Here is a 24,999-nt window from a genome sequence, read left to right as displayed (position 1 = left end):
ACGGAAGCGTCAGAAGAGCCCGATAATTGCGGCGACTAATTGCGGCGACCTACAGCCTGGACCGGCTCAGCCGGGTCGTTCCGCAGATCATGGCGGACCTCCACGACGCCGGCGTGATCATCTACACCGCCGACCGAGAACCGCAGCCCCTCGGCGACACGACCACGCTGCTCGATATCCAGATCGCCACGATCCACGCATCTTCCTCCCGGGTCAGGCGCATCAAGCACTGACCCGAGCGCGCCGGCCGCCCGGACGGATCGTGACTCCTTCCACGTCGAGCGCGCGCCGGACCGCCTGTTGACTCACCCCGAACCGCAAGCCGACCTCTATCAGCGTCGAACCACCCTCGTAGAGTTCGACCGCCTCAGTCACGTCGGACTCATCGAGGCCGCGCCTGCGGATCGGGATCGACCGGCGGACAAGATGGGCAGCCACTGTGCGGCGGTGAACACTGAACCGCTCGCCCAACTCAACGAGGGTCGCGCCTTCCCGATACAGGGCCACCAGCTCGTCGACCTGCGCCGGGCGCAGAAAGGTTTGAGCTATCCCAACTGCACGCACCATCCGACCCCGCGAGTCCACAACCGACGGCTCCAAAGGCCGCCAAGAACGCTTGTATACGCCACGCGACCTGCGGGACACCACCGTTTTCAATGCCGAGTAGGGGTTCTCAAACTCTCTACCGAGGTCCACCGTTCAGCCGTCCGTCGGCGTTTCCCCGCCCAGCAAAGGCTGTGCCTCTCTGACGAGCGGGGCCGTCATACCCCCTCCTGCCGCCTGAGCTCGTCGCGCTGACGCCCCGGGAGCTGATCGGCGACAAGGTCGTAGGAGTCCTGGACCAGGTCCTGCACCAGTCCTGCGGTGATGGACCGGCCAGGGCTGACGGACACCCAGTGATCCTTGTCGAAGTACCTCCCGCGCTGGATGCCCTCGTGGTCTCGGATCAGCGCGGCCCCGTGATCGGGGTCGGCCTTGACCGTGATGATCGGCTTGTCCGGGTCTTCGGTGACGATCAGGAAGACCCTGCCCGCGACCTTGATGACGAGCAGGTGCTTGGTGAACGGGTGTCCCTCGGTCACGCCGGGCAGTGCTCGGGCGACGTCCAGAGCGGTCTGCTGCAGCCGCTCCCCGTCGAGGCTCACCGGTCTCGGCCGAAGGTCGCGGGGTCCACGGGCCGCTGCCGCCGGGGCAGTCCCTCGACCACCAGCAGGTAGGACTCAGTGACCAGGTCCTCGACGAGGCCGGGCTCGATGGTGTCGCCCGGGTGCACCGTGATCCAGTGCTTCTTGTTCATGTGATAGCCCGGCGTGACGTCAGGGTGCGCCTCGCGCAGCGCCTTCCCGTCCTCGGGTGCGGCCTTGAGGATCACGATGGATTCTCCGGTGATCTCGGTCTGCAGCATGAACACCCTGCCGCGGACCTTCCACACCTCCCAGTCCTCGCCGAACGGGTGGGTGAGCTCCGAGCCGGGGAGCTCCTCGGTGCGCCGCGCGGCGAGCGCCGCCAGCTCTGCTTCCTGCATGTCTGCGCCTCCTACAGGTTCGCCTCGGGCCGGCTGTGGTGGAGGAGTGGTTCAGGCGGCGAGGCGCTTCTTGAGGCCCATCAGCAGCAGCACCAGCGACACGGTCAGCAGGATGTGACCCAGCCCGGAGATGCCCGAGATGGCAGGGCTGGACGCCGCGGCGCTGCCCAGCACCTGCAGCGTCCCCTTGATCGTCAGCATGGCAACCGTGACGACCAGCCCGGCGTGGTACGCCACGAGGAAGGGCTTCCACTGCGCGGTGCGGCTCAGCGCGAACGTCCGCTCGAGCACCAGCAGGATCAGCCCCAGCAGCGTCCCGAGGGCGAGCAGGTGCGTGTGCACGACGGACAGCTGCGTGCTGCCCAGGTAGTCGTGGGCCTTGGTGAGCTCGCGGTAGTACACGCCACCGATCAGCCCCAGCGCCGTGTAGGCGACCACGCCCCAGTAGATCGGCGTGAGGGTGCCCGGGGTCGGGGCGTCGGTGCGGGAGGTGGCGGCGTTCGTCATACGGCCCATCCTCCCCGACGGCACCGGCCACCCCCTCCATCAGAAGGTTGACCGGGCCGCTCCCCTGCCCGGGTTCCTCTGCGGGGAGCACCCCTGCGAGGGACCACCCCTGCGAGGGACCAGGCCGTATGACGCGACGGCGACCCCTCCACCAGGAGGGGCCGCCGCCGGGACGCTGGGGTCGCTCAGTCGCGACGCACGTCGTTGTCGCGGGGCTTGTCGGTGCCCGCGTTGTGGTCCATGGTCTGGCCGGCGCCGTCGTCCGTGCGGTCGAACGCGGTGGCGTCGGAGGGCGTCGTCGCGGCGAACTCCTCCTGGTCCTTGGCGTCCAGGATGACCGGCTCGGTGGAGACGGCGCTGAGCGGGTCGCCGGCCTCGTGGTCGGAGACGATGGCGTCGTCGGAGGTGGTGGTCGTGGTCGACGCGTAGCCCGTGGCAGCGCCGGCACCCGTGCCGATCGTCGAGGACGCCGGGGTGTAGGGGTCGGCCAGCGGCGTCGCCCACGGGTCGTCCTGCGGAGCGGTCTTCTTGTAGATCACGGCGGCCACGGCGGCGGCGGTCGCGAGCAGACCCAGGGTCACGAGCAGCTTGCCCTGCTTGCGCTCACGGGCGGCGAGCTCCTTCTTGAACTGGCGCTTCGACAGGTGGGTCTTGGGGTAGGAGTCGTCCTTGTCCTTGACCTTGTCGGCGACCTTCTTGGTGGCGAAGAGGCCGAGCGCGGTCTTGCCCGCGTCCTGCGCCTTGTCGCTGGTGGCGGCCTTGGCGGCAGTTCCGGCGGCGACCAGGCCGGGGAGGGCCTCGAGCAGGTCCTCGACCAGGCCGTTGCCCTTGTCGCCGGCCTTGTGCGCCTTGGCCTCGGCGGCCTCGGAGCCGTGGGAGACGGTGTCCTTGACCTTGTCGGCGGCGGCGAGCGCGCCCGTGGCGACGGCGCCGGCGGCCAGCTTGGGGGCCGTCAGGACGCTGTCCTTGACCTGGCCGACCTTCTCGCCCGCGGAGCTCGTGAAGGCGTGCGCCTTGGCGGCCGCGTCCTCCTGGGCCAGCTCCAGCCGGCTCTTCTTCTCGATCTTGTACTTGTTGCGGAACATGTGTGTCCTCCTGGAGATCGATTCGCGGGGCGTCGTGCGCCCATCTTGCCCGTGCGGGACAACGCGTGCACGTTTCCTTCGGTTCCTCCACCTACCCGGCCGAGCGGGGTCGTATGCCGCCAGTCTGTGGTGCCGTCACGACGCCTCCGCCATACGGGCTCGTCGTGCGAGGATGAGGCCCATGAACTGGACGCTGCACACCAACCACGGCGACATCTCGATCACCCTCTTCCCCGAGGCTGCCCCCACGACCGTGGGCAAGATCACGGGCCTGGCCAAGGAGGGCTACTACGACGGCCTGACCTTCCACCGCATCATCCCGGGCTTCATGATCCAGGGCGGCTGCCCGCAGGGCACCGGCACGGGCCAGCCCGACAAGCCGGGCTTCCCGTTCGACGACGAGATCTCCCCTGACAAGGACTTCACCAAGCCCTACATGCTCGCCATGGCCAACGCCGGCAAGCGCATGGGCCGCGGCACCAACGGCTCGCAGTTCTTCATCACGGTCGGCGCCACGACCTGGCTGCAGGGCAAGCACACGATCTTCGGCGAGGTCGCGGACCAGGCGTCGCGCGACGTCGTCGACAAGATCGCCGCCGTCCGCACCGGCGCCCAGGACAAGCCGGTCGAGCCCGTCGTCATCGAGAGCGTCACCGTCACCGACTGACCTCGACCCGCGCACTCTCCATCAGCGCACCCGAGCCCCGCGAGCACTCGCGGAACCCTCGCGCCCGACGGCCCGTTCCCTCTCAGGCAGCCACGTGCTGCCGACCGGGACGGGCCGTCGCGCTGTCCCGGACGACCTCCGCGCCTAGGCTCGGACCGACCACCCCCGCTCAGATCTCGACGAGGACGTGCCGATGAGCTCCTCCTACCCGCCGGTGAACCCGCCGATGCCGCCGACCCCCTCGGGGTCCTCGGGGCCCGGGGCCGGGCAGGCGCCGACCTGCCCGCGTCACCCCGACGTGGTGGCGTACGTCCGGTGCAGCCGGTGCGGCCGACCCGCCTGCCCGCAGTGCCAGCGCCAGGCGGCAGTCGGGATCCACTGCGTGGACTGCGTGCGCGAGAGTGCCCGCACCGCGCCGCGTGCGCGCAACCCGCTCGGAGGCTCGGCGTCGGCGCTGTCGATCGGCGGCGGCACCCCCGCGACCACGATCCTGGTGGCGCTGTGCGTGGTGGTCTACTTCCTGCAGCTGATCGTGCCCGGCCTCGAGCAGTCCCTGTGGTTCGCGCCGTATGCCGGGCGCGACGAGCCGTGGCGGTTCGTGACGGCGGCGTTCCTGCACGGCGGAATCACCCACATCCTGTTCAACATGCTCGCGCTGTGGACCATCGGCCAGCCGCTCGAGCGCGCGATGGGCGTCTCGCGGTTCATAGCGTTGTTCCTGGTCAGCGCGGTCGGCGGCTCGGTGGGCTACCTGCTGATCGCGCAGGCCACCGCGTCGCCGGGGCAGGTGCTGACCCAGTGGCAGACGAGCTGGTTCCAGCCGACGGTGGGGGCCTCCGGCGCGGTGTTCGGGCTGTTCGCAGCCGAGCTGGTGCTCGCGCGCCGGCAGGGCCGAGACCTGCGGGCGATGCTGATCTTCCTCGGCCTCAACCTGGTCATCGGGTTCACCGTCCCCAACATCGCCTGGCAGGCGCACCTCGGTGGCTTCGTGACCGGCGCGGCGCTCGCGTCGGTGATGTGGGCGACCCGGTCGCGCGAGCGACAGCGGTGGCAGTGGCCCGGCGTGGCCGCGGTGCTGGCGATCCTGGTCGCCCTCGCCGTCCTGAAGTACGCCCTCTCACCGCAGCTCACCGGCTTCGTCGTCGGCGGCGCCTGACGGCGGTCCCCCTCCCCGGCGGCGAACGTCACCTCCGCGTCACGCGCCCCCGCCCTACCCCGCCGCCGGCGGTTCTTGTCCACAGCTGATTCCGGCGATCCACAGACTTGACGGCCTGTCCCCACCTCCTCCCCAGGGTTGTCCACCGGGTTGTCCACAGTTTCTGTGGACAACCCGGACCAAAGCTGTCTTACACACATGTAATTACCCACATGGTGGGGATAACCCTGTGGATAACTCTCGGCCACATCCACTGGGGCCTGCCGAGAGGGCGCAAGGGGTTGCGTCGGGCGCCGCGGGACCGCCATACGCGCCCTCTCAGGCCGGCTGCCCGTGCTGTGAGGTGAGACGGGTGAGGTGCCGGGAGGCGGGGCGAGGCGGGACGGCTGCGGGGGCTGGTGGCGAGGGTGTCTCGGGTTGCAGGGTGAGACGGGTGCGGTGAGGCGAGTCGGGCCGGCGCGTGGGCTGGCGGCGAGGATGTCTCAGGTTGCAGGGTGAGACGGGTTCGGTGCCGCGAGTCGGGGCGAGTCGGGGCAGGCGAGACGCGAAAACCTACCTCGGGTAGTCACATCGACCTGGCGTGCGAAGCCAGGCGAGTGTGACTACCTGAGGTAGGTCCGGGAGAGGGGTGCGTCAGCGCCAGCGGGTCGTCATCATGAAGCCGATGAGCATCAGGCCGAAGCCGATCCCGAGGTTCCAGTACTGGATGTTGGGGATGGGGTACTGCCCGGCGGTGAGGTAGAACGCGACCACCCACACCAGCCCGATCAGCATCAGCGTCACCATCACCGGCGCCCACCAGCGCGGGCTGGGGGTCTTGATCCCCGCACCCTTCTCGGCAGGCGGGGTGTACGACGCCTTGGCGCGGCGCTTGGACTCGGGCACGGCTCACTCCTCGTTGCGGGGCCCACCGGATACGGTAGGTCTCGGGGTCTGACGCACAGCCTAGCGAGGGGAGGAGGGGCCATGGGTGACACCAGCGCTCGCCGCGCGCGCCTCGTGCGGCTCCTCTTCGGGGGGCGTCCCACCGCGTGGGGGCTGCTCGTCCCTGTCGTTCTTGTCCTGGCGGGTCTGCTGTTCGCGACCAGCGCCGTCACCTCCCGGGGCAGCTCGTTGCGACCGTCCGACACGCGTGACCTCGCCGGCGTCATCGACGCGCAGGACGCCTCGCTCGAGGCCAAGCAGCGCACGGTCAGCGACCTGACCACCCAGGTCGAGAGCCTCAGCACGCGCAACGCGCCGGCCGACTCACGGCTCCGCGCGATGACCCAGCGGGCCGCGACCCTCGACCGGGCGGCGGGCATGCAGGGGGCCACCGGGCCCTCGTTGACGGTGACGATGACGGACTCGACGCGCTCGGTCGACAGCTTCGGTGGTGAGTTCACGGCTGACGACCTGGTCATCCACCAGCAGGACGTGCAGGCGGTCGTCAACGCGATGTGGCGCGGGGGCGCCGAGGCGATGATGATCCAGGACCAGCGGGTGATCTCGACGAGCGCGGTCCGCTGCGTCGGCAACACCTTGATCCTGCAGGGGCGCGTCTACTCCCCGCCATTCGTGATCAAGGCGATCGGTGACGTCGACGGCATGCGCCAGACCCTCGACCAGGACCCCACCGTGCAGATCATCCAGCAGTACGTCGCGGCCGTCGGCCTCGGCTACGACGTCTCCACGCAGCCGTCGGCGACCTTCCCGGCCTATGACGGCTCTGCCGCGCTGCGGCATGCGTCAGTAGTCGAGTGAAGGCTGTTCGGGCGTTAACAGGGACTCTGGGTGAATTGCTCATCACCCTTGGTGTGCTGACCTTGCTCTTCGTGGGATGGCAGCTGTGGTGGACCGATGTCGCCGCCAACGCCGTCCAGTCCGACACCGTCGGATCGCTCAGCGAGGACTTCCAGCGCCCCGGAGCGGTCAGCCCGGCGATCGCCAAGCTCAAGGACGTGCCCCTCGGCGAGGCCTTCGCGATCGTGCGGATCCCGGCGCTGGGCCGCGGCTACGCCGTGCCCGTCGTCGAGGGCACCACCCGCGACGTGCTGCGCAAGGGCATCGGCCACTACGACGGCACCGCGATGCCCGGTCAGGTGGGGAACTTCGCCATCGCCGGCCACCGCATGACCTACGGCGGGCCCTTCCGCGACATCGAGCGGGTCCTCCCCGGCGACCGGGTCATCGTCGAGACCGCCGCCACCTACTACGTCTATCGGGTCGGCCCGCACACGCTCGTGCCCCCGTCGCACGTCGCTGCCATCGCGGCGATGCCCGAGCGTCCCGGCGTCCGCCCGGACAAGCCCTACATCACCCTCACCGCCTGCCATCCCAAGTACGCCGCCCAGCAGCGCTGGATCGTCCACGGCGAGCTGGAGCGCGCCATACCGCGCAGCCAGGGCCTGCCGGCCGGCTATCTGGACCTGGCGGGAGACCGCTGATGTATGCCGCACTGTGGCGCGCCCTCCCCGGCCCGACCTGGGTGCGGGTGATCCTGTGCCTGCTGCTCGTGGCGCTGGTGGTGTGGGTGTGCTTCCAGATGGTCTTCCCGTGGCTCGCGGACCTCATGCCGTTCAACGACCAGACGGTCGAGCCCTCCGGCTGACCCCGCGACTAGGGTTGGGGAGCCGGACCTCGTCCGCCGCACCCTCGCACCCCGCACCCTCTCGCGCCAAGGCAGACCCATGACCCGCATCCTCGTCGTCGACAACTACGACTCCTTCGTGTTCACCATCGTGGGCTACCTCCAGCAGCTCGGTGCGCAGTGCGAGGTCGTGCGCAACGACGCGGTGACGGCGGCCGAGGGCGCGGCATACGACGGGGTCCTGGTCTCCCCCGGCCCGGGCACGCCCGAGGAGGCCGGGGTCTCGATGGCGATGATCGAGGCGTGCGGCGAGCGCGAGCAGCCGATGCTGGGCGTGTGCCTCGGGCACCAGGCGCTCGGCGTGGTCACCGGCGGCACCGTCTCGCGGGCGCCCGAGCTGCTGCACGGCAAGACGTCCGAGGTGCTGCACGACGGGCAGGGTGTGCTGGCGGGGCTGCCGAGCCCGTTCACGGCGACGCGCTACCACTCGCTGACGATCGAGCCGGAGACGATCGGCGCCGACCTCGAGGTCACCGGCCGCACCGAGTCCGGCATCGTGATGGCCGTGCAGCACCGCAGGCTGCCGCTGCACGGCGTGCAGTTCCACCCCGAGAGCGTGCTCACCGTCGGCGGCCACCGCCTGCTCGCCAACTGGCTCGAGACGTGCGGCCTGGACGGCGCGGTCGCCGCGAGCGAGGGCCTCAGCCCGTTGATCCACCGCTGAGCTCCGCCTCCGATCACGCAGCCGCAGCCTTCCACCCGGGGCCACGCACCGGGAGCCACGCCCTGCAGCCTCGCACCATTGGTCACCAATGACGTTGTGGAACGTTTATATCGGGGTCCCAGACGCCATTGGTGACCAATCGCGTCTGGAGGGGTGTGAGTGCGGCGCGGCTCGGCGCGGCTCAGGGCGTCGGCGGCGCGACCGGGCTCGTGGGGGGCGAGGTCGGCGGGGACGAGGTGGGTTGCGTGGACGGCGGCGTCGTCTGGGTGGGGCGCGGCCGAGGGGTTGTCGGCGTGGGAGCCGGAGCCGTCGTGGTCACCGTGACCGTCGGGACGGCAGCCGGCACGGCCACCGTCAGGGTGATCTTGGTGCCGGGTGGCTGCGAGCCCTCGCGGACGTCCTGGTCGAGGACGAGGTCGCGGGTGTCCCGGCTGGGCTCGTCCTTGCGCGCCACGCGGAAGCCGGCGTCCGTCAGCGTCTTGGCCGCCGACGTGTAGTCCTGCCCCACGACGTTGGGGACCGCCACCTTGCCGGTCGACACGAAGAGCGCGACCGTCGAGCCCACAGGCACGGTCTGCCCGATCGCCGGGTCGGTGCGCACGACCTGACCTGCGGGGATGGTCTTGTCGTCGATCTCGGTGACCTTGCCCGCCACGAGGTTGTAGTTGACGAGTCGTTGCTTCGCGGAGGCCACGGTGTACTTGGTGACGTCGGGCACCGCCGTGTCGCTCGGGCCGGTCGAGACCTGCACCGCGACGGGATACGCGGGGTCCTGCTGGGCGCCCGGCTGGGGGTTCTGCCCGACGACGATGCCCTTGGGCTTGTCGCTCTCCTTGGGCTGGAAGGACCCCTTGAGCTGGCTGGACTCGAGCAGCGAGCGCGCCGTGCCCTCGGTCTGGTCCATGAGGTTGGGGACCGTCTTGTACTGGATCGGGTCGGGCCGCGTCATCCAGTAGACGCCGAACCCCGCCAGCCCGATGAGCAGCAGCAGCGCGACGATCCACGCGATCCAGTTGCGGTCGCGCTCAGCACCGATCGCCGGATAGCTGGACGTGTGGTGCCCCTCGCGCGGAGGGGCGCCGGGGAGGTCGTCGCGGAGCACCGGCTCGGGTCGTGGGTCCTCATCAGGCCGTATGCCGCCCGCCGCCGCAGCACCGGCCGCCGCACCGCCGGCGGACCCGCCTGCGAGAGCGCCGCCCGCGAGAGCGCCACCAGCCAGTGCGCCGCCGGCAGCGCCCGCAGCCCCGTCGGCCAGAGCACCGCCCGCAGCCGCCGCTCCCGCCGCTCCTGCACCGCCTCCAGCGGTCGCGGACGTCGCCCCGCCCGGGCCGCTCGCGAGCACGTCGGCCCGGTTGATGCTCTCGGTGGGGGCGAAGAGCGCGGCCGCCGTCGCCTGCGCCGCAGGGCTCAGCGGACGTCCCGCGCGGGCCGCCTCGAGGTCGGCGCGGAACTCGTCGGCGGTCTGGTAGCGGCGGTCCCGGTCCTTGACCAGCGCGTGCATGATCACCGTGTCGAGCGTGCGGGGGATGCTGTGCTCGTGGCTGGACGGCAGCGAGGGATCCTCGCCGACGTGCTGGTAGGCGATGGCGAGCGGTGAGTCGCCGACGAACGGCGGCCGCCCCGTCACCAGCTCGAAGAGCAGGCACCCGGCCGAGTAGAGGTCGGAGCGGCCGTCGACGTCCTGGCCGCGGGCCTGCTCGGGCGAGAGGTATTGCGCGGTGCCGATGACGGCCTGGGTCTGGGTCATGGTGGCGGTCGACTCCCCGCCCCCGCGGGCGATCCCGAAGTCCATGACCTTGACGTCGCCGTCGTCGGTCAGCATGACGTTGCCGGGCTTGACGTCCCGGTGCACGATGCCGCGCTGGTGGGAGTAGCCGAGGGCGGACAGCACCCGCATGACGATGCGCATGGCCTCGTCGGCCGAGAAGGCGCCGCGGTCGTGCATGAGCTGGCTGAGGGTGTGCCCCTGGACCCGCTCCATGACGATGTAGGGGATGACCTCCTGCACGCCGACGCTGTTGGTGACGATGTCCTCGCCGGAGTCGAACACCGCGACGATGTGCGGGTGGTTGAGGCTGGCGGCGGCCTGCGCCTCGCGGCGGAAGCGTCCCTGGAAGGTCCGGTCGCCGAGCCGGCCGGCGTGGAGCATCTTGATGGCGACCCGGCGGCCGAGGCGGACGTCGTGCGCCTCGTGGACGGTGGCCATGCCGCCGCGGCCGATCTCCTCGCCGAGCTCGTAGCGGCCGCCGATCAGCCTGCTCACTTGCGGATCACCGCCTCCATGACCTGCTTGGCGATGGGGGCGGCGACCTTGTTGCCACCCGTCTCGCGTCCGGCGGACCCACCATCCTCGACGACGACGGCGACCGCCACCTGGGGCTGGTCGGCGGCGGCGTTCAGCGGCGCGATGGAGGTGAACCACGCGTGCGGGGCCTTGTCGTTGCCCTGCTGGGCCGTGCCGGTCTTGCCGCCGACCTCGACGCCCGAGATGCGGGCGTTGGAGCCAGTGCCGTCCTCGACGACGCCGCGCATCATCTGGGCGATCTGGTCGGCGACCTCGGAGGACACGGCCTTGGACAGCTGCTCGGGCTTGGTCTCGTCGAGGACGCTGAGGTTGTCGCCGCGCACGGAGGCGATGAGGTGGGGCTTCATGACGACGCCCTTGTTGGCGATGGCGGCGCTGACCATGGCGACCTGCAGCGGCGTGACCCGCACGTCGTACTGCCCGATCGCGGCCTGGGCGGACTGGGCCTTGTCCATGCCGGCCGGCACCTTGCTCGGCGTGACCCGCTGGGGGACGCGCAGCTCGTCGCCGAAGCCGAACTTCGACGCCTGCTCGACCAGCGCGTCACCGCCCAGCTTGATCCCGATGCCGCCGAACGCCGAGTTGCACGACGTCTCGAGCGCCTGCTGGAGCGTGATCTGGTCGGAGCCGGTGCACAGGCCGTTCTGCCAGTTGGTGAGCGGCACGGACGACAGCGGGAGCTTGAGCTGCGCGGGCGCCGGGATGCGGGCCTTGCCGTCATACTGCCCGGAGGTCAGGGCCGCGGCCGTGGTCACGAGCTTGAAGACCGAGCCGGGGGGATAGAGGTCGCCGCCGATGGCGCGGTTGACGAGAGGCTTGGAGCGGTCGGCGTTGAGGGACTTCCAGGCGTCGGTGACGGCGGAGAAGCGGTGGCTCGACAGCTCGGCGGGGTCGTAGGTCGGGTGGCTGACCATGGCGAGGATCGCGCCGGTGCGCGGGTCGAGGGCGACGACGGCGCCGCGCTGGTCGCCGAGGGCCTTCTCGGCCGCCTGCTGCACCTCGGGGCGGATCGTCAGCTCGACTGAGGCCCCGGCGGGCTGGCGTCCGCTGACCAGGTCGCTGATCCGGCGGTAGAAGAGCTTGTCGGAGCTGCCGGACAGCAGCTCGTCCTCGGCGCCCTCGATGCCGCCGCCCGCGCCGTAGGTGAACGAGTAGTAGCCCGTGACGTGGCTGTAGAGCCGCCCGGAGGGATAGGTGCGCTCCCACCTGAGCTCGTCGTCGGTGGCGACGGACTTGGCAATGGGGGTGCCCCCGACCAGGATCTGGCCGCGCTCGCGGTCGTACGACGCGAGCACGCTGCGGCGGTTGTCGCTGCGGTCGCCGAGGGCCTTGGCCTGGAAGAACATGATCGAGGTCGACGAGATCAGCAGGCTGCAGAACATGATGGCGGCCACGATCGCAAGCCGGCGGATGGGCGGGTTCACCGGGTCTTCACCACCTGGGTCGCCTCGTCGGAGCCGAGCGGCTGGTCGGGGTCGTCGCCGTCGTCGATCGGGCGCCGGGCCTGGTCGCTGATGCGCAGGAGCAGCGCGATGATGCTCCAGTTGGCGATCAGGCTAGACCCTCCGGCGGACAGGAACGGCGTGGTCAGACCGGTCAGCGGGATGACGCGGGTGAGGCCCCCGACGATGACGAAGACCTGCAGCGCCATCCCGAACGCCAGGCCCGCCGCGAGCAGCTTGCCGAAGCCGTCACGCACGCCGATCGCGGTGCGCAGGCCACGCTCGACGAGGATGGCGTAGAGCGCGAGGATCGCGAACAGCCCGAACAGGCCGAGCTCCTCCGCGAGGCTCGCGACGATGTAGTCGGACTTGGCGAACGGTGTGATCTCGGGGTGACCCTGGCCAAGACCGGTGCCGAGGAGGCCGCCGGACGCCATACCCATGATGCCCATCCCGACCTGCGACAGGCCCTTGTAGAAGGGGTCGAGCCACAGGTCGACGCGGGTCTGCACGTGGCTGAACAGCAGCCACGCGACGTAGGCGCCGCCGCAGAACATGGTGAGGCCCAGGGCGATCCACGAGACCCGCTCGGTGGCGACGTAGAGCATGGCGACGAACAGGCCGAAGAACAGCAGCGACGAGCCGAGGTCCTTCTCGAAGATCAGGATGCACAGGCTGAACGCCCACGCCACGAGGATCGGGCCGAGGTCGCGGGCGCGCGGCAGCGGGAAGCCCAGCACGCGCCGGCCGACCAGCGACAGCACGTCCCGCGTCTGGACGAGGTAGCCGGCGAAGAAGATCGCGAGCACGATCTTGGCGATCTCGCCGGGCTGCAGGCCGAACGGTCCGATGCGGATCCAGATGCGGGAGCCGTACTGCGCGTCGCCGATCACGGGCAGCAGCGGCAGGAGCAGCAGGATCACCCCCGCCGCCATGAAGGTGTAGGTGTAGCGCCGCAGCCGACGGTGGTCGCGCAGCCATAGCAGCAGCGCGATCGCCGCCACCACCGACACGGCGCTCCACAGCAGCTGGCGCGGTGCGAGGACGCCCTCCTGGGTGCCCTCGAGGTCGATGCGGTGGATCATCACGAGCCCGAGGCCGTTGAGCAGCAACGAGATCGGCAGCAGCAGCGGGTCGGCATAGCTCGCCCGCCAGCGCAGCGCCAGGTGGAACGCGAGGCCGATCCCGAGCAGGCCGGCACCGTTGGTCACCATGTCGGTGGGCAGGCGGCCCTGGGTCTGCAGGCCGACGTTGGCATAGGCGAGCATCACGAGCGCGACGGCGAGCAGGGTGAGCAGCAGCTCGACGTTGCGACCGGTCCGAGGGCGGTATGACGAGACGGTGGTCACGGGGTCACCGCCGTGCTGGAGGCGCTGGTCGCCGCAGGCGGCGAGGCTGGGGTCGTGGCCGGCGTCGCGGCAGGCGTCGTGGTGGTGGTCGCGGAGGGGCTCGCGCTGCCGGACGGCGTCGGCGCGGCACCCGGCCCACCGCACGGTCGGCCCTGGGCCTTGGCGGACGCGCAGGCCGTGGCCTGGACGCGCAGGTCGGCGACGACCGCGCGGGCGGCCTCGAGGCTGCCGGCCGCGACGCCGTCGGTGACCCGCGTGCGATAGAAGTCGGGGAGGTCCGCGACCGGGATGTCGGTGCGCTCGGCCGTGCTGGACAGCGAGACCGGGCCGACCGTCTGGTCCAGGCCCCGATAGATGGTGACGCGGTCGTCCTGGGTGCCCACGTAGTACTGCTGCTGGTTCCAGCGCCAGCCGGCGTAGGCGAGGCCGGCGAGCACGACCAGGGTCAGGACGACGGAGGCGACGACCTTGGCGAGGCGGGACCATCGCGACACGCCGCCCTCCTCGGCCAGGGTGACCTGCGGCTCGGCGGTGGCGCCGCTCGCGGAGCGCGTCAGGGCGGCGGCGCGGGCGGCGGGGGTGTCGGGGATGGCGCGGGGCATCTGCCGCGCGGCGGCGGCCCCCACGACCTGCGGGCGCGTGGACGGGCCCTCGCCGTCGGACAGGCGGACGACGTCGGCCACGATCGCGGTGATGTTGTCCTGACCTCCGGAGCGCAGGGCGAGGTCGACGAGCCGGTCGGCGGCGCGGCCCGGGTCGGGCACGGTGGCGAGGATCTCGGCGATGGTGTCGTGCGCGACGAACCCGCTCACCCCGTCCGAGCAGACGAGGTAGCGGTCGCCGTGGCGCAGCTCGCGCCAGGACACGTCGGGCTCGTCGCCCGGCTGCCCGGTCAGCACGCGGGTCACCATCGAGCGCTGCGGGTGGTGCTCGGCCTCGTCGGCCGAGATGCGCCCGTCGTCGACGAGCGTCTGGACATAGGTGTGGTCGTGCGTGAGCTGGGTCAGCTCGCCGCCGCGCAGGAGATAGGCCCGCGAGTCGCCGATGTGCGCCAGCGCCAGCTTGTTGTCGGTGCGCAGCAGCGCCGTGACGGTCGTCCCCATGCCGTGCAGCTCGGGCTGCTCCTGCGCGACGTCGTGCAGCTCGGCGTTGGCGCTCGCGATGGCGTCCTCGAGGTGCTGCAGGGCCCGCGACCCGTGGGTGTCGTCGTCCAGGTGCACCATGGCGCCGATCGCCGTGGAGCTCGCCACGTCACCGCCCGCGTGGCCCCCCATGCCGTCGGCCACGGCGAGCAGGTGGGGGCCGGCATACCCGCTGTCCTGGTTGCTGTCCCGGACCAGGCCGACGTGGGAGCGTGCGGCATAGCGCACGGCCATGGGCATGGGCTACTTCCTCAGCTCGAGGACGGTGCGGCCGATGCGGAGCTGGCTGCCGACGCCCACCGGCGTGATCTCGGTTAGGCGCTCCTCGCCGAGGTAGGTGCCGTTGGTGGAGCGGAGGTCCTCGACCTTCCACCCCTGCTCGTCGCGGTAGACGCGGCAGTGGCGTCCGCTCGCGAAGTCGTCGTCGAGGATCAGCGCGCACTCCGGGTTGCGGCCGACGAGCACGCCGGACTCCTTGAGGTTGATCGTCGTGCCGCGCAGACCACCCTCGGTGACCACGATGCGCGTCGGCTCGTTGGAGCGACGTCGTGGCGCGACCGCCGGGCGTCGTCCCGCGCGTGGGGAGACGCGCGTGCCGTAGAGGTCGCGGCGCAGCACCCCCGCCAGGCTGAACACGAAGAACCAGAGCCCGGCGAGCAGGCCCAGCCGGATGATCGTGAGGGTCAGCTCGCTCATGACCGGGTCACCCCCGGCCCAGGCGGAAGGTGAAGGACGTGCGCCCCACCGTCACGCGGTCGCCGTCGGCCAGGCGCTGGCTCGTGATGCGGTGGCCCTCGACGAAGGTGCCGTTGGTGCTGCCGAGGTCGCGGATCGAGCTGACCAGGTGCGGACCGTCGTTGGTGATGCGGACCTCGGCGTGCTGCCGCGAGATGCCCGGGTCGTCGAGCACGATGTCGGCCACGCCGTCCCGCCCGATGACCGTGATCGCCCCCAGCAGCGGGTAGCGGTCGCCGTCGATGTCCAGCCACGGCCGGCGGGTCGGGTCTGGGCGGCGAGGCTCGGGCGCGGGGCGGGCGGGCTGCTGCGGGCGAGTGGCCTGCAGGTCGTCGTGCCGGTCGTCGTAGCCGTCAGCGGCGTAGGGGTCGGCGCGCTCGAGGGGGCGGTAGGTGCTCGCTGTGGCCGCGGCTCCCGCTCCTGCTGCCGCGCCGCCCAGGCCTTGGCCGACGCCGCCGGAGACGCCCCCGGGGATGGCGGCCGAGCCCGGGCCGTATGCCGGCGCCCCGCCGTCTCGCGGGTCGGCGTCCTCGCGGCGGCGGTCGGCATACCCGCTCTCGTCAGGACCGGGGGCGGGTCGGCGCATGGGCCGCCGCTCGGCCGAGACGGCCCACGGGTCCTTGGCGCTCGCCGGGCGCAGCTTGAAGACGCCGGTCTCGAGCTCGGCGTCCTCGCTGAGGATCACCCGCAGCGGCCCCGCCGGGCGGTAGCGCTGGCTGTCGGCGTGGTCCTCGGCGGCGGCGACGAGCTCGTCCGTCAGGCCGTCGGAGTACTGGCTGAGCTGGTCGTAGTCGCTCGGGCTGAGCGCGATCGTGTAGAGGTTGGGCACGATCGTGCGCCCCTGGCCCACCACCGCCGCCTTGTCGTCCATCGCCGTGCGGATCGCGCTCGCGATCTCCACCGGCTGCACGCTCGACTTGAACGCCTTGGCGAAGGCGCCGTTGACCATGGACGACAGCTTGCTCTCGAGATTGTCGAACAGTCCCACCGGCGCTCCTCCCTCTGCGACCTACGGCGACACACGGACTCGTCTTGCATCGTAACGGCGGCGTCTGTCCGGCCGGTGGAGGCTGCCCTGGCGCGGGGTCTCGGTTTGGTGACTGGCGCGGGCATAGGGCAAGATGGGGCGTCGCACGTGGTCCCCGGATCGCGCGCAGCCACGGGCAAGTGGCGGAATGGCAGACGCGCTGGCTTCAGGTGCCAGTGTCCGCAAGGACGTGGGGGTTCAAGTCCCCCCTTGCCCACCAGATCGACCCCCGGATCTCGCCGTCCGGGGGCCGTTCTCTTTACCCCCGCCCCGGCGGCGCGCTGCCCGGCCCCGCCTCACCATGCGCCGCCCCAACGCGCGCCGCGCCCACAACACGCCGCCCCGCCTGGGTCATTGGTCACCAATCGCTCGCGTATCGGTCATTGCGGAAACCTGGGCACCGTCCGGCGTGCTCAGGTTTCCGCACTCTCCGTGCCCAGGTTTCCGCAATCACGGCGGGGTCTGTCGGTGCCCGTCGGGGCCTGTCGGTTCCTCCGTCGTCCACAACTTCTGGCCGCTGCACGCAATGCCCCGCCGCCATCCACAGGTCGATGACGGGCAGGCTCGGCGGGTGAGCGGAGTGGCAACGATGGCCTCATGCATGCGGCTGCCGCGATCCCCGACGAGGTGCGCACCCTCGCCGAGCGTCGGCACGGCGTCGTGACGAGGGCCGAGCTCGTGCGCCACGGCATGGGGAGGCGTGCGGCGCAGCGGATCCTCGGGTCGCAGTGCCGGATCCTGCCGGGGGTCTACTGCCTGGATGCCCCCGCGCACGTGCGTCCCGAGTCGCTGGGCCTCGAGGTGCGGGCGTGGGCCGGGCTCCTCTACGCCGGTGAGGGTGCCGCCGTGGCAGGGCGGGCGGCGGCATGCCTGCTCGGGCTGGAGGACAAGGCGCCGCCGGTGATCCAGGTCGCCATCCCGGAGTCGCGGCGGGTGCACGACCAGCCGGGGTTCCGGTTCACGCGGCACCGGCCCGGGGTGCTGGCACAGCCGCTGCCGCGATCGATGCCGATGCTGCGCATCGAGGACGTCGTGCTGGACCTGACGGGGCGCGGGAGCGACGGCTACGCGATCGGGCTGGTCACGAGGGCGTGCCAGCGGCAGCTCACGACGGCGGCCCGTCTGCTCGAGCGGGTGCGGGGGCGGGCACGACACCCCCGGCGGGCGCTGCTGATCGGCCTGCTCGAGGACGCGGCGGGCGGGACGACGAGCTTCCTGGAGCACGGCTACCTCACGCGGGTCGAGCGGGCGCACGGACTGCCGCCCACGCGACGCCAGCACGTGGTGCTCGAGACGGGTCATCGCAGCGACGGTGCGTATGTCGACGAGCGGGTGCTGCTGGAGCACGACGGGCGGGCCTTCCACGTGGAGGACGCCCGTGAGGCCGACCTCGCGCTCGACGCGGCGCACCTGGCGCACGGTTGGGTGACGGTGCGGACGACCTACCCCATGGTGTTTGCCGACGCCTGCGCGACGGCTCGGCGGGTGGAGGACGTCCGCGTCGCGCGTGGGGGCGAGCCGTCGCTGCGGCGCTGCCCGTCGTGCAGTCGCGTGGCGGACGTCGCCGTCCACGCCGCCTGCGACCGCCCGGTCGTCGAAGCGCACCGTCGGCATCGACACCGAGTCGGCTGCGGCGGCATGACCGGCGTCGTCGACGACGGCGCGCCCGAGGGCGATGGCTCGTCGTGCGTGCGAGCTCGGCATACGAGCGTCTCTGGGCTCTCCCGGTCCGGCGAGACGGTATGACGACCCGCCCGGAGCAGGCCCTGCCGCCGTCAGCTCGCGACGGTGAAGCGCTCGCCGCGGTGGGCGGGGCGCTCGAGCTCGTCGACGAGGGCCACCGCGAAGTCCTCGGCGCTGACCTGGTCGCCGGCGGGCACGTCGAGCTCGACGGTGTAGCGCCCGGTCCGCTCGCCGGGCGCGATGACCGGCGCGGGGGCGAGCATCGTCCAGTCCAGCCCCTCGGCCGCGCGATAGAGGTCGAGCACGGCGGCGAAGGTGTCGGACTCGGGCTTGTACTCCGCGGGGAAGCCTGGGGTGTTGCGCAGCTGGGTGTCCCCGACCTGGAGCGCACCGGCTCCGCCGACGACGACGAGGCGACCCTCGGGACGTGCCTCGATGAGCGCGCGGTGCGCGGCGAGGGTCGGCTCGTGGCTGCCGCCGTCTCGTGCCGGGGGCACCGAGATGACGGTCGCGTCGCTGGCGGCGATCTGGGCGATGACGACGTCGGTGTCGGACAGGTCGATGGTCAGGGCCTCGGCCCCGTCGACGGGAGTGCCGCGGCGCGATCCGGCGACGACCTCGTGGCCGCGGGAGAGTGCCTCCGCGACGACGCGCTGACCGACCATGCCGGTGGCCCCGATGACGGTGATCTTCATGTCTGCCTCCTGTGATGATGTGCTGCCTGGACCAACGATAGTATGGATAGGTAACCAAGTACCTCAAGGTAACCATCACCCCCAGGAGCAGATTCGTCGTGGACCGCCAGCCCCGCTTCGACGTCCTCGACCCCGGCTGCCCCTCGCGCAGCGTGCTCCGCCACCTCACCGACCGGTGGACCCCGCTGGTGGTGGGGGTGTTCGCGGAGGGGCCTGCGCGCTTCGGCGAGGTCCGGGACCAGGTGGGCGGCGTCACCGCCAAGGTGCTCACCCAGACGCTGCGCTCCATGGAGCGGGACGGCCTCGTGAGCCGGCGCGCCCAGCCGACGATGCCGCCGCGGGTGGACTACGAGCTCACCACGCTGGGGCTGACGCTCGTCGAGCCGCTGGACGCGCTGCGGGGCTGGGCGGAGCAGCATGCGGGCGAGGTGCTGGAGGCGCGATCGTCCTACGACCTGGGGCCTGCGCCGGCGCTTGACGGCGGCTGACCGCCGATCAGGACAGGACCCAGCCGTCGGGGGTCTCGCGGATCACCCGGTCCGCGCGCGACCGGGTCGCCCGGATCAGCTCGGCATTGACCTCGTCGACCTCGTCCACCCAGGCCCGTGCCGCTGCGGCCGGCTTGCCAAAGGCCGTATGCCGGGCGACCAGCCGCTCGCGGCGCACCGCGTCGTCGGGCTCGACCCACCACACCTCGTCGCACGCGGCGCGCGCCTGCTCCCACCCCGGCAGCAGGAGGTAGTTGCCCTCCGAGACGACGACGCGCGCCGCCGCCTCCACGACCAGGGCCGCTGCGAGGGGCTGCTCCAGGTCGCGCTCGAAGCCGGGCACGTAGACGTCCTCGTCGGCAGTGCTGACCCGGGCGAGGGTGGCGGCATACCCGTCCCGGTCGAAGGTCTCGGGCGCTCCCTTGCGCTCGCGCAGGCCCAGCCGGTCGAGCTGCGCGTCGGCGAGGTGGAAGCCGTCCATCGGCAGGTGCGCCGCGAAGCCCTCGCCGTGCCGGGCGCGCAGCGCGTCCAGGAGGGCCAGCGCCAGCGTGGTCTTGCCGGCGCCGGGCGCCCCCGTGATTCCGAGGACGAGTCGCCGGCCCCCGCCGGGGCCGCGCTCGCCCGGGCTGCGCTCGCCCGAGCCGGGCCCGCCAAGCCCCTCGATGAGCGTCTCGACGAGCTGCGAGAGGGTGGCGGTCGTCATACGTGACCACCCGGGTGAGCGGTCGAGTCCGGCCGCCCCGCAACCGGGCTCACCAGATCTCGAACGACCCGCGGAACACCCGGGCGGCGTCGTCCTCGGTCACCTCCTTGGGGCAGGCGCTGAGCAGGCGCTGCTGCTTCATGGTGCCGGTGACCAGGTCGTCAACATCCGCGTCGCTATAGCCGACGGCGCCGAGCCCGTTGGGCAGCGCGATGTCGCGCATCAGGCGGGACAGCACGGTCGGCAGCAGGTCGGCCGGGTCGTCGGTCATCGGGGCGTCCGGGTCGAGCATCCGGGCGGCCTCGACGTGCCGGTCCGGGTTGGTGTCGAAGGTGAACCGGAAGGCTTCCGGCGCCGTCAGCGACACCGACATGCCGTGCGGCACCATCGGCTCGTCCGCCGCGTAGTCGTCGGGGTGGAAGTCCTTGACCTGCCCCGCGATCGGGTAGGCATTGGCGTGCGGCAGGTGCACCCCGGCGTTGCCGAAGCCCATCCCCGCGAAGGTCGCTGCGAGCGCCATGTCATAGCGCGCGTCCTCGTCGTCGCCGTGGTGCACCGCCTGGCGGAAGGCGTGCGAGAGCAGCTGCAGCGCGCGGCTGCACCACATGTCCGAGACCGGGTTGGCGCCGCAGTACGGCACGCGCTGCTCGGGCTGCTTGCGGGGGTAGGCGGCATACGGCTTGGCGGTCCAGCTCTCGAGCGCGTGGCACAGGATGTCCATGCCGGCGCTCGCGGTGACCCCCGCGGGCTGGGTCAGGGTCAGCCGTGGGTCCACGACGGCGAGGGTGGGGCGCAGCCGCGCGTGGCTGATCCCCGTCTTGACCTTTTGCGCGAGCACGTCGAGCACGCAGATGGTGGTGCTCTCGGCGCCCGTGCCGGTGGTGGTGGGGACGGCCACGAGCGGCTTGAGCGGGTTGACGGGGTCGCGGCCCTCGCCGACGGGCACGTTGACGTAGTCCATGAGCTCGCCGGGGTTGGTCATCAGCAGGTTGATGGCCTTGGCGGTGTCGATGCTCGACCCACCGCCGACCGCGACGTAGGCGTCGTAGGGGCCCTGCGCGCGGGCGTTGTCGATGGCCTCCTGCAGGCTCGCATCGGTCGGCTCCACGTGCACCTGGTCAAAGACGTCGGCCCGTATGTCGAACCGGGCCATCTGCTCGGCAACGCGCTGCGGGGTGCCGGTGGCGGCGATGCCGGGGTCGGTGACGACGAGGACGCGCTTGGCGCCCGTGAGGGACAGGTCGTAGCCGATCTCCTCCGACGCGCCGAGCCCGAACTTGAGCTGGGGGGCGCCGTACGTGAAGACGGTCTCCTGGTGAGCGTGCTCGCTCACTTGATCGCCACCGGGTTGACGGGGGTGCCCGCGGCCTTGGCGACCTTGAGCGGCGCGGCGACGTAGAAGAAGGTGAACTGGCCGTCCTCGGCGCAGTCCGCGGCGAGCTCCTCCAGGTCGCAGATCTCGGTGAGGGCGACGCCGAGGTTGCGCATGAGCGCGCAGTGAAGCGGGAGCGCGACGCCCGAGCCCGGGTCGTAGGTGACCTCGTTGGCGATGGTGTCGGTCGCGAGGTTGGGGATCTCCATGTCCTGGAACCACTGGGCGAGCTCGAGCGAGTAGGTCAGGCCCGGCTCGCAGAAGTCGTCGTAGAAGGCGTCACCCTTGTCGAAGAAGTGCTTGAGGTAGTTGGTGCGGACCACGAGGATGTCGTGCTTCTCGATCGGGGTGCCCTGCGCCTCCGCGCACGCGACGAGGTCCTCGTGGGTGAACGTCTCGGCTGGGTCCAGAGCCTCCTTGCCGCGCCACCGCGCGATGTCGAGCAGGATGCCGCGGCCGGCCACGCCCCGCTCCGCGATCGGCATGATCGACGCCTTGTCGAGCCCGCCGACGGTGGTGTCGGCGTCGTAGCCGTTTCAGATCTTGCCGTCGTACCAGAGGTGGCCGAGGGCGTCATACTGCGTCGATCCCTGCAGGAAGGCGTCGAGCTTGTCGTCGGCGTAGTGCAGGCCGCCGGGGTACTCGGGGCCGCCCGCGCCGTCGTACCAGTTGGACTCGTCGAGGATCTGGGTGCGCACCGCGGGGGTGCGGCCGGGCCAGACCGGGTCGCCCTTGGGGTCGCCGATCATGCGCTGCAGCGTGAAGACGCGGCCGGTCCTGACGCTGCCGATCCCGCGCATCACCTCGCCCGGGGTGAGGTAGTTGAGGGCGCCCACCTCGTCGTCGGGACCCCACTTGCCCCAGTTGGTGGGGGCGTCCTTGAGCAGCTCGTTCATCGAGGGTGCATCGGTCATCGTCGTCCTCCTGCACTGAGGGGTGGGGCGCCTCGTCGCGGCCCTCCGCACCAGTAGACCCTGTCGGCCCGGACACCGCTACTCCGGGACCAGGGCGCGTATGCCGGGGCCCGCCGCGCGACCCGCGTGACGTGCTGGCGCCGTGGGGCAGCGCGTGGGCTAGCGTCCGGGCTAGTCACTCCGGGCTAGTCACTCTGGGCCATCTTTCAGGTCATCGAGGCACCTGGCGCGCACGAGGGTGGACTCGTCACGCAGGATGAACCCGTCGTGACCTCCCGATGACACCGACCACCCGAAGGGCCCACCCCGCATGTCCGCTGCCTCTGTCTCCACCTCCGCCCCTGCCGTGCTGGCTGCGGCCCTGGCCGTGTCTGTCGTCCCCGCCTCCGCTGCCTCGGCCGCTCCGGCCGCCGCGCCGCCCCCGCCGCCGCTGCAGCTGGCGAGGTTCCAGGCCGACGCGGGTGGCACCAAGGTCAAGGACGACATGAAGAACGTCAACGGGGAGTACCTCCAGGTGCGCAACACCTCCGCGAAGGCGATCAACGTCACCGGCTACTGGTTCCGTGACGCCCACGGGAACCGGTTCGTCTTCCCGCGGGGGTCGGTGATCGGGGCCCGCACGACGGTCACGGTCTACACCGGCGTGGGCACCAACCGCGGCGCCGCGTTCTACTGGAAGCAGGGCTTCCACAAGTGGAACAACACGGGCGACACGGCCAGCCTCCACTCCCCCAAGAACGTCCGGCTGGACGTGTGCACCTACACGAAGAACGTCGCCGGGTTCGTCGCCTGCTGACCTGCTCGAGGGGAGCCGTGATCCGCGGGCGCCCGCCCCACTGGTCACCCCCAGGCTGCCTGCACCTCAGGACCGAGAGGTCAGCCCGGCGAGGGGGCACAAAGTTCGCGCGACACGCCGTCGTCCGCGTCATCTGCGCCCCCTCGGTGCGCACGCGAGCCACGTCGGAGCGCACGACCCGCCCGGACGACCCGCACGCGCCTGGCTAGGGCTTCCACGTGCCTCGCGCCACGTCCGGCACGAAGTCGTCGAGGTCGACGGGGAAGGTCACGGTCCGGCCGGTCTGGGCGGACAGGTAGGCCGCCATCAGCAGCTCCACCACCGCCACCCCGTTGGCGAGGGTCTCGACGGGTTGCTCGCCGCGCAGGAAGCACGTCGCCAGGTGCGTGTTCTCGTCGGTGTAGCCGTAGGCGAGCGCCTCGTCCGACACGAGCGGCATCAGCCCCTGCTCGGCGTTCTGCTTCTCGACGAGGTCCTCGCCCTCGCTCTGGGTCAGCGCGCGGGAGAAGAAGACCTTGGCCTCGGTGTCGAGGGTGTCGGCGGACATGGAGTACTCCGGCCCGAGCAGCTCGAAGCTCAGCCGCAGCCCCGCCCCCACGAAGCTCCAGGACGTGGTGCCCTCGGCGATGACGGTCTCGCCGTCGCCGTTCACGAACTCGAAGTTCGCCCGCGCGTAGTCCTCGGACGGGCGCGAGCGGTAGTCCGGTGCGCCGGGATAGGCCGACAGGAGCTCGTCCGCATAGCGGGGCCGGCTCCACTTCAGCGACTGGATCGACGCGGACACGCTGACGGGCGTGAGCCAGGTGGAGGGGTCGACGCCGGGCGGGGTGAGCAGGTAGCGGCCCGCCTCGACGCTGTGGCACATCATGTCGTTGAGGACGCCGCCGCCCTGCTTGACCCCGTCCCAGAACCACGCCTTGTGCGGGCCGGAGTGCTCCTCGGCGCAGCGCGCGAGATAGGGGTTGCCGGCGGCCGCCGCGCCGCGCTTCCACAGCAGGTCGTGGGCGCGGGTGATGGACGGCGCATAGAGCTGGTTCTCGAGGTAGCCGTGCAGCAGGCCGGCCTCCTCGATCATCGCGAGCACCTGCTTGGCCTCGCCGAGGGTGCGGGCGAGCGGCTTCTCGATGGCGATGGCCCGCAGCGAGGACCGGCGGGCGCGCACCTCGTCGCAGATGGCGCGGACCACCTCGACGCGGGTGTCGTTGGGGGTGAGGACCCAGACGGCCTCGACGCGCCCGTCTCGCACCAGGGCCGCGACGTCGTCGTATGCCGTGACCCCGGTCCCCACCCCGAGCGTCTCGGCCTCCTCGGCGAGGGCCTGCGCCGACGCCAGCGTCCGCGACCCGATGGCGACGATGTCGGCGTCGCGCACGCGGGTCCACGACCGCACGTGGAACTGGCCGATGAAGCCGGCGCCGATCAGGCCGACACCGAGGACCTTGCGTTGCATGGGAGTTCCCTTCTCAGCTGCGGAGGCGACGTTGCCGGCCGTAGACGGCCAGCAGGGCGATGAGGACGAGGCCGTTGACGACGGTGCGGCTGGCCGTCGACATGTTCATGGTGGTGAGGAGGCTGGTGAGGACGGTGAGCACGATGGCGCCGACGGCGCTGCCGGCATAGCTGCCCACGCCGCCGGAGATGAGGGTGCCGCCGATGATGACGGCGGCGATCGACGGCAGCGCGAGTCCGTCGGCGAGGTTGAGGAACACGGTCTCGGTGTAGCCCACCATCAGGATCCCGCCGAGCGCCGCGAAGACGGACGACAGGACGTAGGCCAGGATCACCGTGCGGTTGACCCGGATCCCGGAGAGCCGCGCGGCCAGGCGGTTGGCGCCGACGGCATACAGGCTCAGTCCATAGGTGCTGCGCCGCAGGATCAGGGTGACCAGCAGCCCCAGCGCGAGCCACAGCAGCAGGACACCGGGTATGCCGAGCAGCAGCTCGCCGTTGACGGCGCCGACCAGTGCCGGAGCCGCCCGGCCGTCGGCGGCCCCCTTGGTGTAGGCGAGGACGATGCCCTGGACGACCCCGAGCATGCCGAGCGTCATGACGAACGGCGGGATGCGCAGGTAGACGACGCCGATGCCGTTGACCAGCCCGATCGCGGCGGCGACG

Annotated in this window: 28 protein-coding genes and 1 tRNA gene; 10 read left to right on the top strand and 19 right to left on the bottom strand. The window is 71.4% G+C overall.

The window, feature by feature from the left end:
* Positions 1-222: 222 nt before the first annotated feature.
* From B4E97_RS16035 to B4E97_RS16015, 5 genes are all read right to left on the bottom strand, one after another.
* Positions 223-567 carry a hypothetical protein gene (locus B4E97_RS16035; RefSeq protein ID WP_175558328.1) on the bottom strand — a complete coding sequence of 115 codons (345 nt, stop codon included), beginning with the start codon at positions 565-567 and terminating at the stop codon, positions 223-225.
* A 194-nt stretch (positions 568-761) separates the two neighbouring features.
* A complete protein-coding gene (locus tag B4E97_RS16030) occupies positions 762-1,145 on the bottom strand; it encodes an MmcQ/YjbR family DNA-binding protein (RefSeq protein WP_239262065.1) in 384 nt (127 codons plus the stop codon).
* Positions 1,142-1,525, bottom strand: a complete 384-nt coding sequence (locus tag B4E97_RS16025; RefSeq protein ID WP_019285962.1) for an MmcQ/YjbR family DNA-binding protein — start codon at positions 1,523-1,525, stop codon at positions 1,142-1,144. The genes B4E97_RS16030 and B4E97_RS16025 overlap by 4 nt, the downstream gene beginning before the upstream one ends.
* Before the next feature lie 51 nt (positions 1,526-1,576).
* Positions 1,577-2,032: a DUF2871 family protein gene (locus B4E97_RS16020; protein ID WP_286955628.1), complete on the bottom strand. Its 456-nt coding sequence runs from the start codon at positions 2,030-2,032 to the stop codon at positions 1,577-1,579.
* Positions 2,033-2,217: 185 nt separating this feature from the next.
* Entirely contained in the window at positions 2,218-3,117 is a 900-nt protein-coding gene (locus tag B4E97_RS16015) for a hypothetical protein (RefSeq protein WP_286955627.1), read from the bottom strand.
* A gap of 181 nt (positions 3,118-3,298) precedes the next feature.
* Between B4E97_RS16015 and B4E97_RS16010 the strand changes: the two genes are divergently transcribed.
* Entirely contained in the window at positions 3,299-3,784 is a 486-nt protein-coding gene (locus B4E97_RS16010) for a peptidylprolyl isomerase (RefSeq protein WP_029210861.1), read from the top strand.
* A gap of 193 nt (positions 3,785-3,977) precedes the next feature.
* Complete coding sequence (locus B4E97_RS16005) at positions 3,978-4,940, top strand: rhomboid family intramembrane serine protease (protein ID WP_286960716.1); 963 nt, start codon at positions 3,978-3,980, stop codon at positions 4,938-4,940.
* A 633-nt stretch (positions 4,941-5,573) separates the two neighbouring features.
* Here the strand turns inward: B4E97_RS16005 and B4E97_RS16000 are convergent.
* Positions 5,574-5,825, bottom strand: coding sequence for a cell division protein CrgA (locus tag B4E97_RS16000; protein WP_029210863.1), 252 nt, complete (start codon positions 5,823-5,825; stop codon positions 5,574-5,576).
* 81 nt (positions 5,826-5,906) lie between these two features.
* Between B4E97_RS16000 and B4E97_RS15995 the strand changes: the two genes are divergently transcribed.
* From B4E97_RS15995 to B4E97_RS15980, 4 genes are all read left to right on the top strand, one after another.
* Positions 5,907-6,683, top strand: a complete 777-nt coding sequence (locus tag B4E97_RS15995; protein ID WP_286960714.1) for a DUF881 domain-containing protein — start codon at positions 5,907-5,909, stop codon at positions 6,681-6,683.
* A complete protein-coding gene (locus B4E97_RS15990) occupies positions 6,680-7,366 on the top strand; it encodes a class E sortase (RefSeq protein ID WP_286960713.1) in 687 nt (228 codons plus the stop codon). Before B4E97_RS15995 ends, B4E97_RS15990 begins: the two co-directional genes overlap by 4 nt.
* Positions 7,366-7,530 carry a hypothetical protein gene (locus B4E97_RS15985; RefSeq protein WP_239262079.1) on the top strand — a complete coding sequence of 55 codons (165 nt, stop codon included), beginning with the start codon at positions 7,366-7,368 and terminating at the stop codon, positions 7,528-7,530. Before B4E97_RS15990 ends, B4E97_RS15985 begins: the two co-directional genes overlap by 1 nt.
* A gap of 79 nt (positions 7,531-7,609) precedes the next feature.
* Positions 7,610-8,233 (top strand): aminodeoxychorismate/anthranilate synthase component II, encoded by a 624-nt coding sequence (locus B4E97_RS15980; RefSeq protein WP_239262082.1) that lies wholly within the window; start codon positions 7,610-7,612, stop codon positions 8,231-8,233.
* A gap of 181 nt (positions 8,234-8,414) precedes the next feature.
* Here B4E97_RS15980 and B4E97_RS15975 read toward each other — a convergent pair whose 3' ends face one another.
* The 6 genes from B4E97_RS15975 to B4E97_RS15950 are packed head-to-tail and all read right to left on the bottom strand — an operon-like array spanning position 8,415 to position 16,194.
* Positions 8,415-10,496, bottom strand: a complete 2,082-nt coding sequence (locus tag B4E97_RS15975; RefSeq protein WP_286960712.1) for a protein kinase domain-containing protein — start codon at positions 10,494-10,496, stop codon at positions 8,415-8,417.
* On the bottom strand, positions 10,493-11,962 hold the full coding sequence (locus B4E97_RS15970; protein WP_019285951.1) for a peptidoglycan D,D-transpeptidase FtsI family protein: 1,470 nt from the start codon (positions 11,960-11,962) through the stop codon (positions 10,493-10,495). The genes B4E97_RS15975 and B4E97_RS15970 overlap by 4 nt, the downstream gene beginning before the upstream one ends.
* Positions 11,959-13,329, bottom strand: a complete 1,371-nt coding sequence (locus B4E97_RS15965; protein ID WP_286960718.1) for an FtsW/RodA/SpoVE family cell cycle protein — start codon at positions 13,327-13,329, stop codon at positions 11,959-11,961. The genes B4E97_RS15970 and B4E97_RS15965 overlap by 4 nt, the downstream gene beginning before the upstream one ends.
* Positions 13,326-14,711: a Stp1/IreP family PP2C-type Ser/Thr phosphatase gene (locus B4E97_RS15960; protein ID WP_286960711.1), complete on the bottom strand. Its 1,386-nt coding sequence runs from the start codon at positions 14,709-14,711 to the stop codon at positions 13,326-13,328. Before B4E97_RS15960 ends, B4E97_RS15965 begins: the two co-directional genes overlap by 4 nt.
* A gap of 3 nt (positions 14,712-14,714) precedes the next feature.
* Positions 14,715-15,167, bottom strand: coding sequence for an FHA domain-containing protein FhaB/FipA (locus tag B4E97_RS15955; RefSeq protein WP_019285948.1), 453 nt, complete (start codon positions 15,165-15,167; stop codon positions 14,715-14,717).
* A 7-nt stretch (positions 15,168-15,174) separates the two neighbouring features.
* Positions 15,175-16,194, bottom strand: a complete 1,020-nt coding sequence (locus B4E97_RS15950) for an FhaA domain-containing protein (RefSeq protein WP_286960708.1) — start codon at positions 16,192-16,194, stop codon at positions 15,175-15,177.
* Positions 16,195-16,367: 173 nt separating this feature from the next.
* Here B4E97_RS15950 and B4E97_RS15945 point away from each other — a divergent pair.
* Together B4E97_RS15945 and B4E97_RS15940 are read left to right on the top strand one after the other, a co-directional pair.
* A tRNA-Leu gene (locus B4E97_RS15945) sits at positions 16,368-16,453 on the top strand.
* A gap of 377 nt (positions 16,454-16,830) precedes the next feature.
* Positions 16,831-17,979, top strand: coding sequence for a hypothetical protein (locus tag B4E97_RS15940; protein ID WP_286960706.1), 1,149 nt, complete (start codon positions 16,831-16,833; stop codon positions 17,977-17,979).
* Between the two features lie 29 nt (positions 17,980-18,008).
* On the opposite strand, the gene B4E97_RS15935 is transcribed toward B4E97_RS15940, so the two are convergent.
* Positions 18,009-18,611: an NAD(P)-dependent oxidoreductase gene (locus tag B4E97_RS15935; RefSeq protein ID WP_286960704.1), complete on the bottom strand. Its 603-nt coding sequence runs from the start codon at positions 18,609-18,611 to the stop codon at positions 18,009-18,011.
* A 98-nt stretch (positions 18,612-18,709) separates the two neighbouring features.
* On the opposite strand from B4E97_RS15935, the gene B4E97_RS15930 reads away from it, so the two are divergent.
* Positions 18,710-19,099, top strand: a complete 390-nt coding sequence (locus B4E97_RS15930) for a winged helix-turn-helix transcriptional regulator (protein WP_286960702.1) — start codon at positions 18,710-18,712, stop codon at positions 19,097-19,099.
* A 7-nt stretch (positions 19,100-19,106) separates the two neighbouring features.
* Here the strand turns inward: B4E97_RS15930 and B4E97_RS15925 are convergent, their stop codons facing one another.
* Genes B4E97_RS15925 through B4E97_RS15910 form a run of 4 tightly spaced genes read right to left on the bottom strand, consistent with a single transcriptional unit; the run spans position 19,107 to position 22,088 of the window.
* On the bottom strand, positions 19,107-19,802 hold the full coding sequence (locus B4E97_RS15925; RefSeq protein ID WP_286960700.1) for a nucleoside/nucleotide kinase family protein: 696 nt from the start codon (positions 19,800-19,802) through the stop codon (positions 19,107-19,109).
* Positions 19,803-19,851: 49 nt separating this feature from the next.
* Positions 19,852-21,135 (bottom strand): hydroxyacid-oxoacid transhydrogenase, encoded by a 1,284-nt coding sequence (locus B4E97_RS15920; RefSeq protein WP_286960698.1) that lies wholly within the window; start codon positions 21,133-21,135, stop codon positions 19,852-19,854.
* Entirely contained in the window at positions 21,132-21,659 is a 528-nt protein-coding gene (locus B4E97_RS15915; protein ID WP_286960696.1) for a cyclase family protein, read from the bottom strand. Before B4E97_RS15915 ends, B4E97_RS15920 begins: the two co-directional genes overlap by 4 nt.
* A gap of 51 nt (positions 21,660-21,710) precedes the next feature.
* Complete coding sequence (locus tag B4E97_RS15910) at positions 21,711-22,088, bottom strand: hypothetical protein (RefSeq protein WP_286960694.1); 378 nt, start codon at positions 22,086-22,088, stop codon at positions 21,711-21,713.
* Positions 22,089-22,398: 310 nt separating this feature from the next.
* On the opposite strand from B4E97_RS15910, the gene B4E97_RS15905 reads away from it, so the two are divergent.
* Entirely contained in the window at positions 22,399-22,884 is a 486-nt protein-coding gene (locus B4E97_RS15905) for a lamin tail domain-containing protein (protein ID WP_286960693.1), read from the top strand.
* Positions 22,885-23,089: 205 nt separating this feature from the next.
* Here B4E97_RS15905 and B4E97_RS15900 read toward each other — a convergent pair whose 3' ends face one another.
* Positions 23,090-24,334 (bottom strand): Gfo/Idh/MocA family protein, encoded by a 1,245-nt coding sequence (locus B4E97_RS15900; protein ID WP_286960691.1) that lies wholly within the window; start codon positions 24,332-24,334, stop codon positions 23,090-23,092.
* A 13-nt stretch (positions 24,335-24,347) separates the two neighbouring features.
* A partial coding sequence (locus B4E97_RS15895) for an ABC transporter permease (protein ID WP_286960690.1) occupies positions 24,348-24,999 on the bottom strand: 652 nt, incomplete at its 5' end.

It is taken from the genome of Arsenicicoccus sp. UBA7492, from assembly GCF_002479615.1.
GTDB lineage: Bacteria > Actinomycetota > Actinomycetes > Actinomycetales > Dermatophilaceae > Arsenicicoccus > Arsenicicoccus bolidensis.
This window is presented reverse-complemented; position numbering and strand designations above follow the sequence as displayed.

Coding starts and splice junctions, on each gene's coding strand:
- B4E97_RS16035 (WP_175558328.1), bottom strand. CDS start 567: ATGGTGCGTGCAGTTGGGATAGCTCAAACCTTTCTGCGCCCGGCGCAG.
- B4E97_RS16025 (WP_019285962.1), bottom strand. CDS start 1,525: ATGCAGGAAGCAGAGCTGGCGGCGCTCGCCGCGCGGCGCACCGAGGAG.
- B4E97_RS16020 (WP_286955628.1), bottom strand. CDS start 2,032: ATGACGAACGCCGCCACCTCCCGCACCGACGCCCCGACCCCGGGCACC.
- B4E97_RS16015 (WP_286955627.1), bottom strand. CDS start 3,117: ATGTTCCGCAACAAGTACAAGATCGAGAAGAAGAGCCGGCTGGAGCTG.
- B4E97_RS16010 (WP_029210861.1), top strand. CDS start 3,299: ATGAACTGGACGCTGCACACCAACCACGGCGACATCTCGATCACCCTC.
- B4E97_RS16005 (WP_286960716.1), top strand. CDS start 3,978: ATGAGCTCCTCCTACCCGCCGGTGAACCCGCCGATGCCGCCGACCCCC.
- B4E97_RS15995 (WP_286960714.1), top strand. CDS start 5,907: ATGGGTGACACCAGCGCTCGCCGCGCGCGCCTCGTGCGGCTCCTCTTC.
- B4E97_RS15985 (WP_239262079.1), top strand. CDS start 7,366: ATGTATGCCGCACTGTGGCGCGCCCTCCCCGGCCCGACCTGGGTGCGG.
- B4E97_RS15980 (WP_239262082.1), top strand. CDS start 7,610: ATGACCCGCATCCTCGTCGTCGACAACTACGACTCCTTCGTGTTCACC.
- B4E97_RS15960 (WP_286960711.1), bottom strand. CDS start 14,711: ATGCCCATGGCCGTGCGCTATGCCGCACGCTCCCACGTCGGCCTGGTC.
- B4E97_RS15955 (WP_019285948.1), bottom strand. CDS start 15,167: ATGAGCGAGCTGACCCTCACGATCATCCGGCTGGGCCTGCTCGCCGGG.
- B4E97_RS15940 (WP_286960706.1), top strand. CDS start 16,831: ATGCATGCGGCTGCCGCGATCCCCGACGAGGTGCGCACCCTCGCCGAG.
- B4E97_RS15935 (WP_286960704.1), bottom strand. CDS start 18,611: ATGAAGATCACCGTCATCGGGGCCACCGGCATGGTCGGTCAGCGCGTC.
- B4E97_RS15925 (WP_286960700.1), bottom strand. CDS start 19,802: ATGACGACCGCCACCCTCTCGCAGCTCGTCGAGACGCTCATCGAGGGG.
- B4E97_RS15915 (WP_286960696.1), bottom strand. CDS start 21,659: ATGCCGATCGCGGAGCGGGGCGTGGCCGGCCGCGGCATCCTGCTCGAC.
- B4E97_RS15910 (WP_286960694.1), bottom strand. CDS start 22,088: ATGACCGATGCACCCTCGATGAACGAGCTGCTCAAGGACGCCCCCACC.
- B4E97_RS15905 (WP_286960693.1), top strand. CDS start 22,399: ATGTCCGCTGCCTCTGTCTCCACCTCCGCCCCTGCCGTGCTGGCTGCG.
- B4E97_RS15900 (WP_286960691.1), bottom strand. CDS start 24,334: ATGCAACGCAAGGTCCTCGGTGTCGGCCTGATCGGCGCCGGCTTCATC.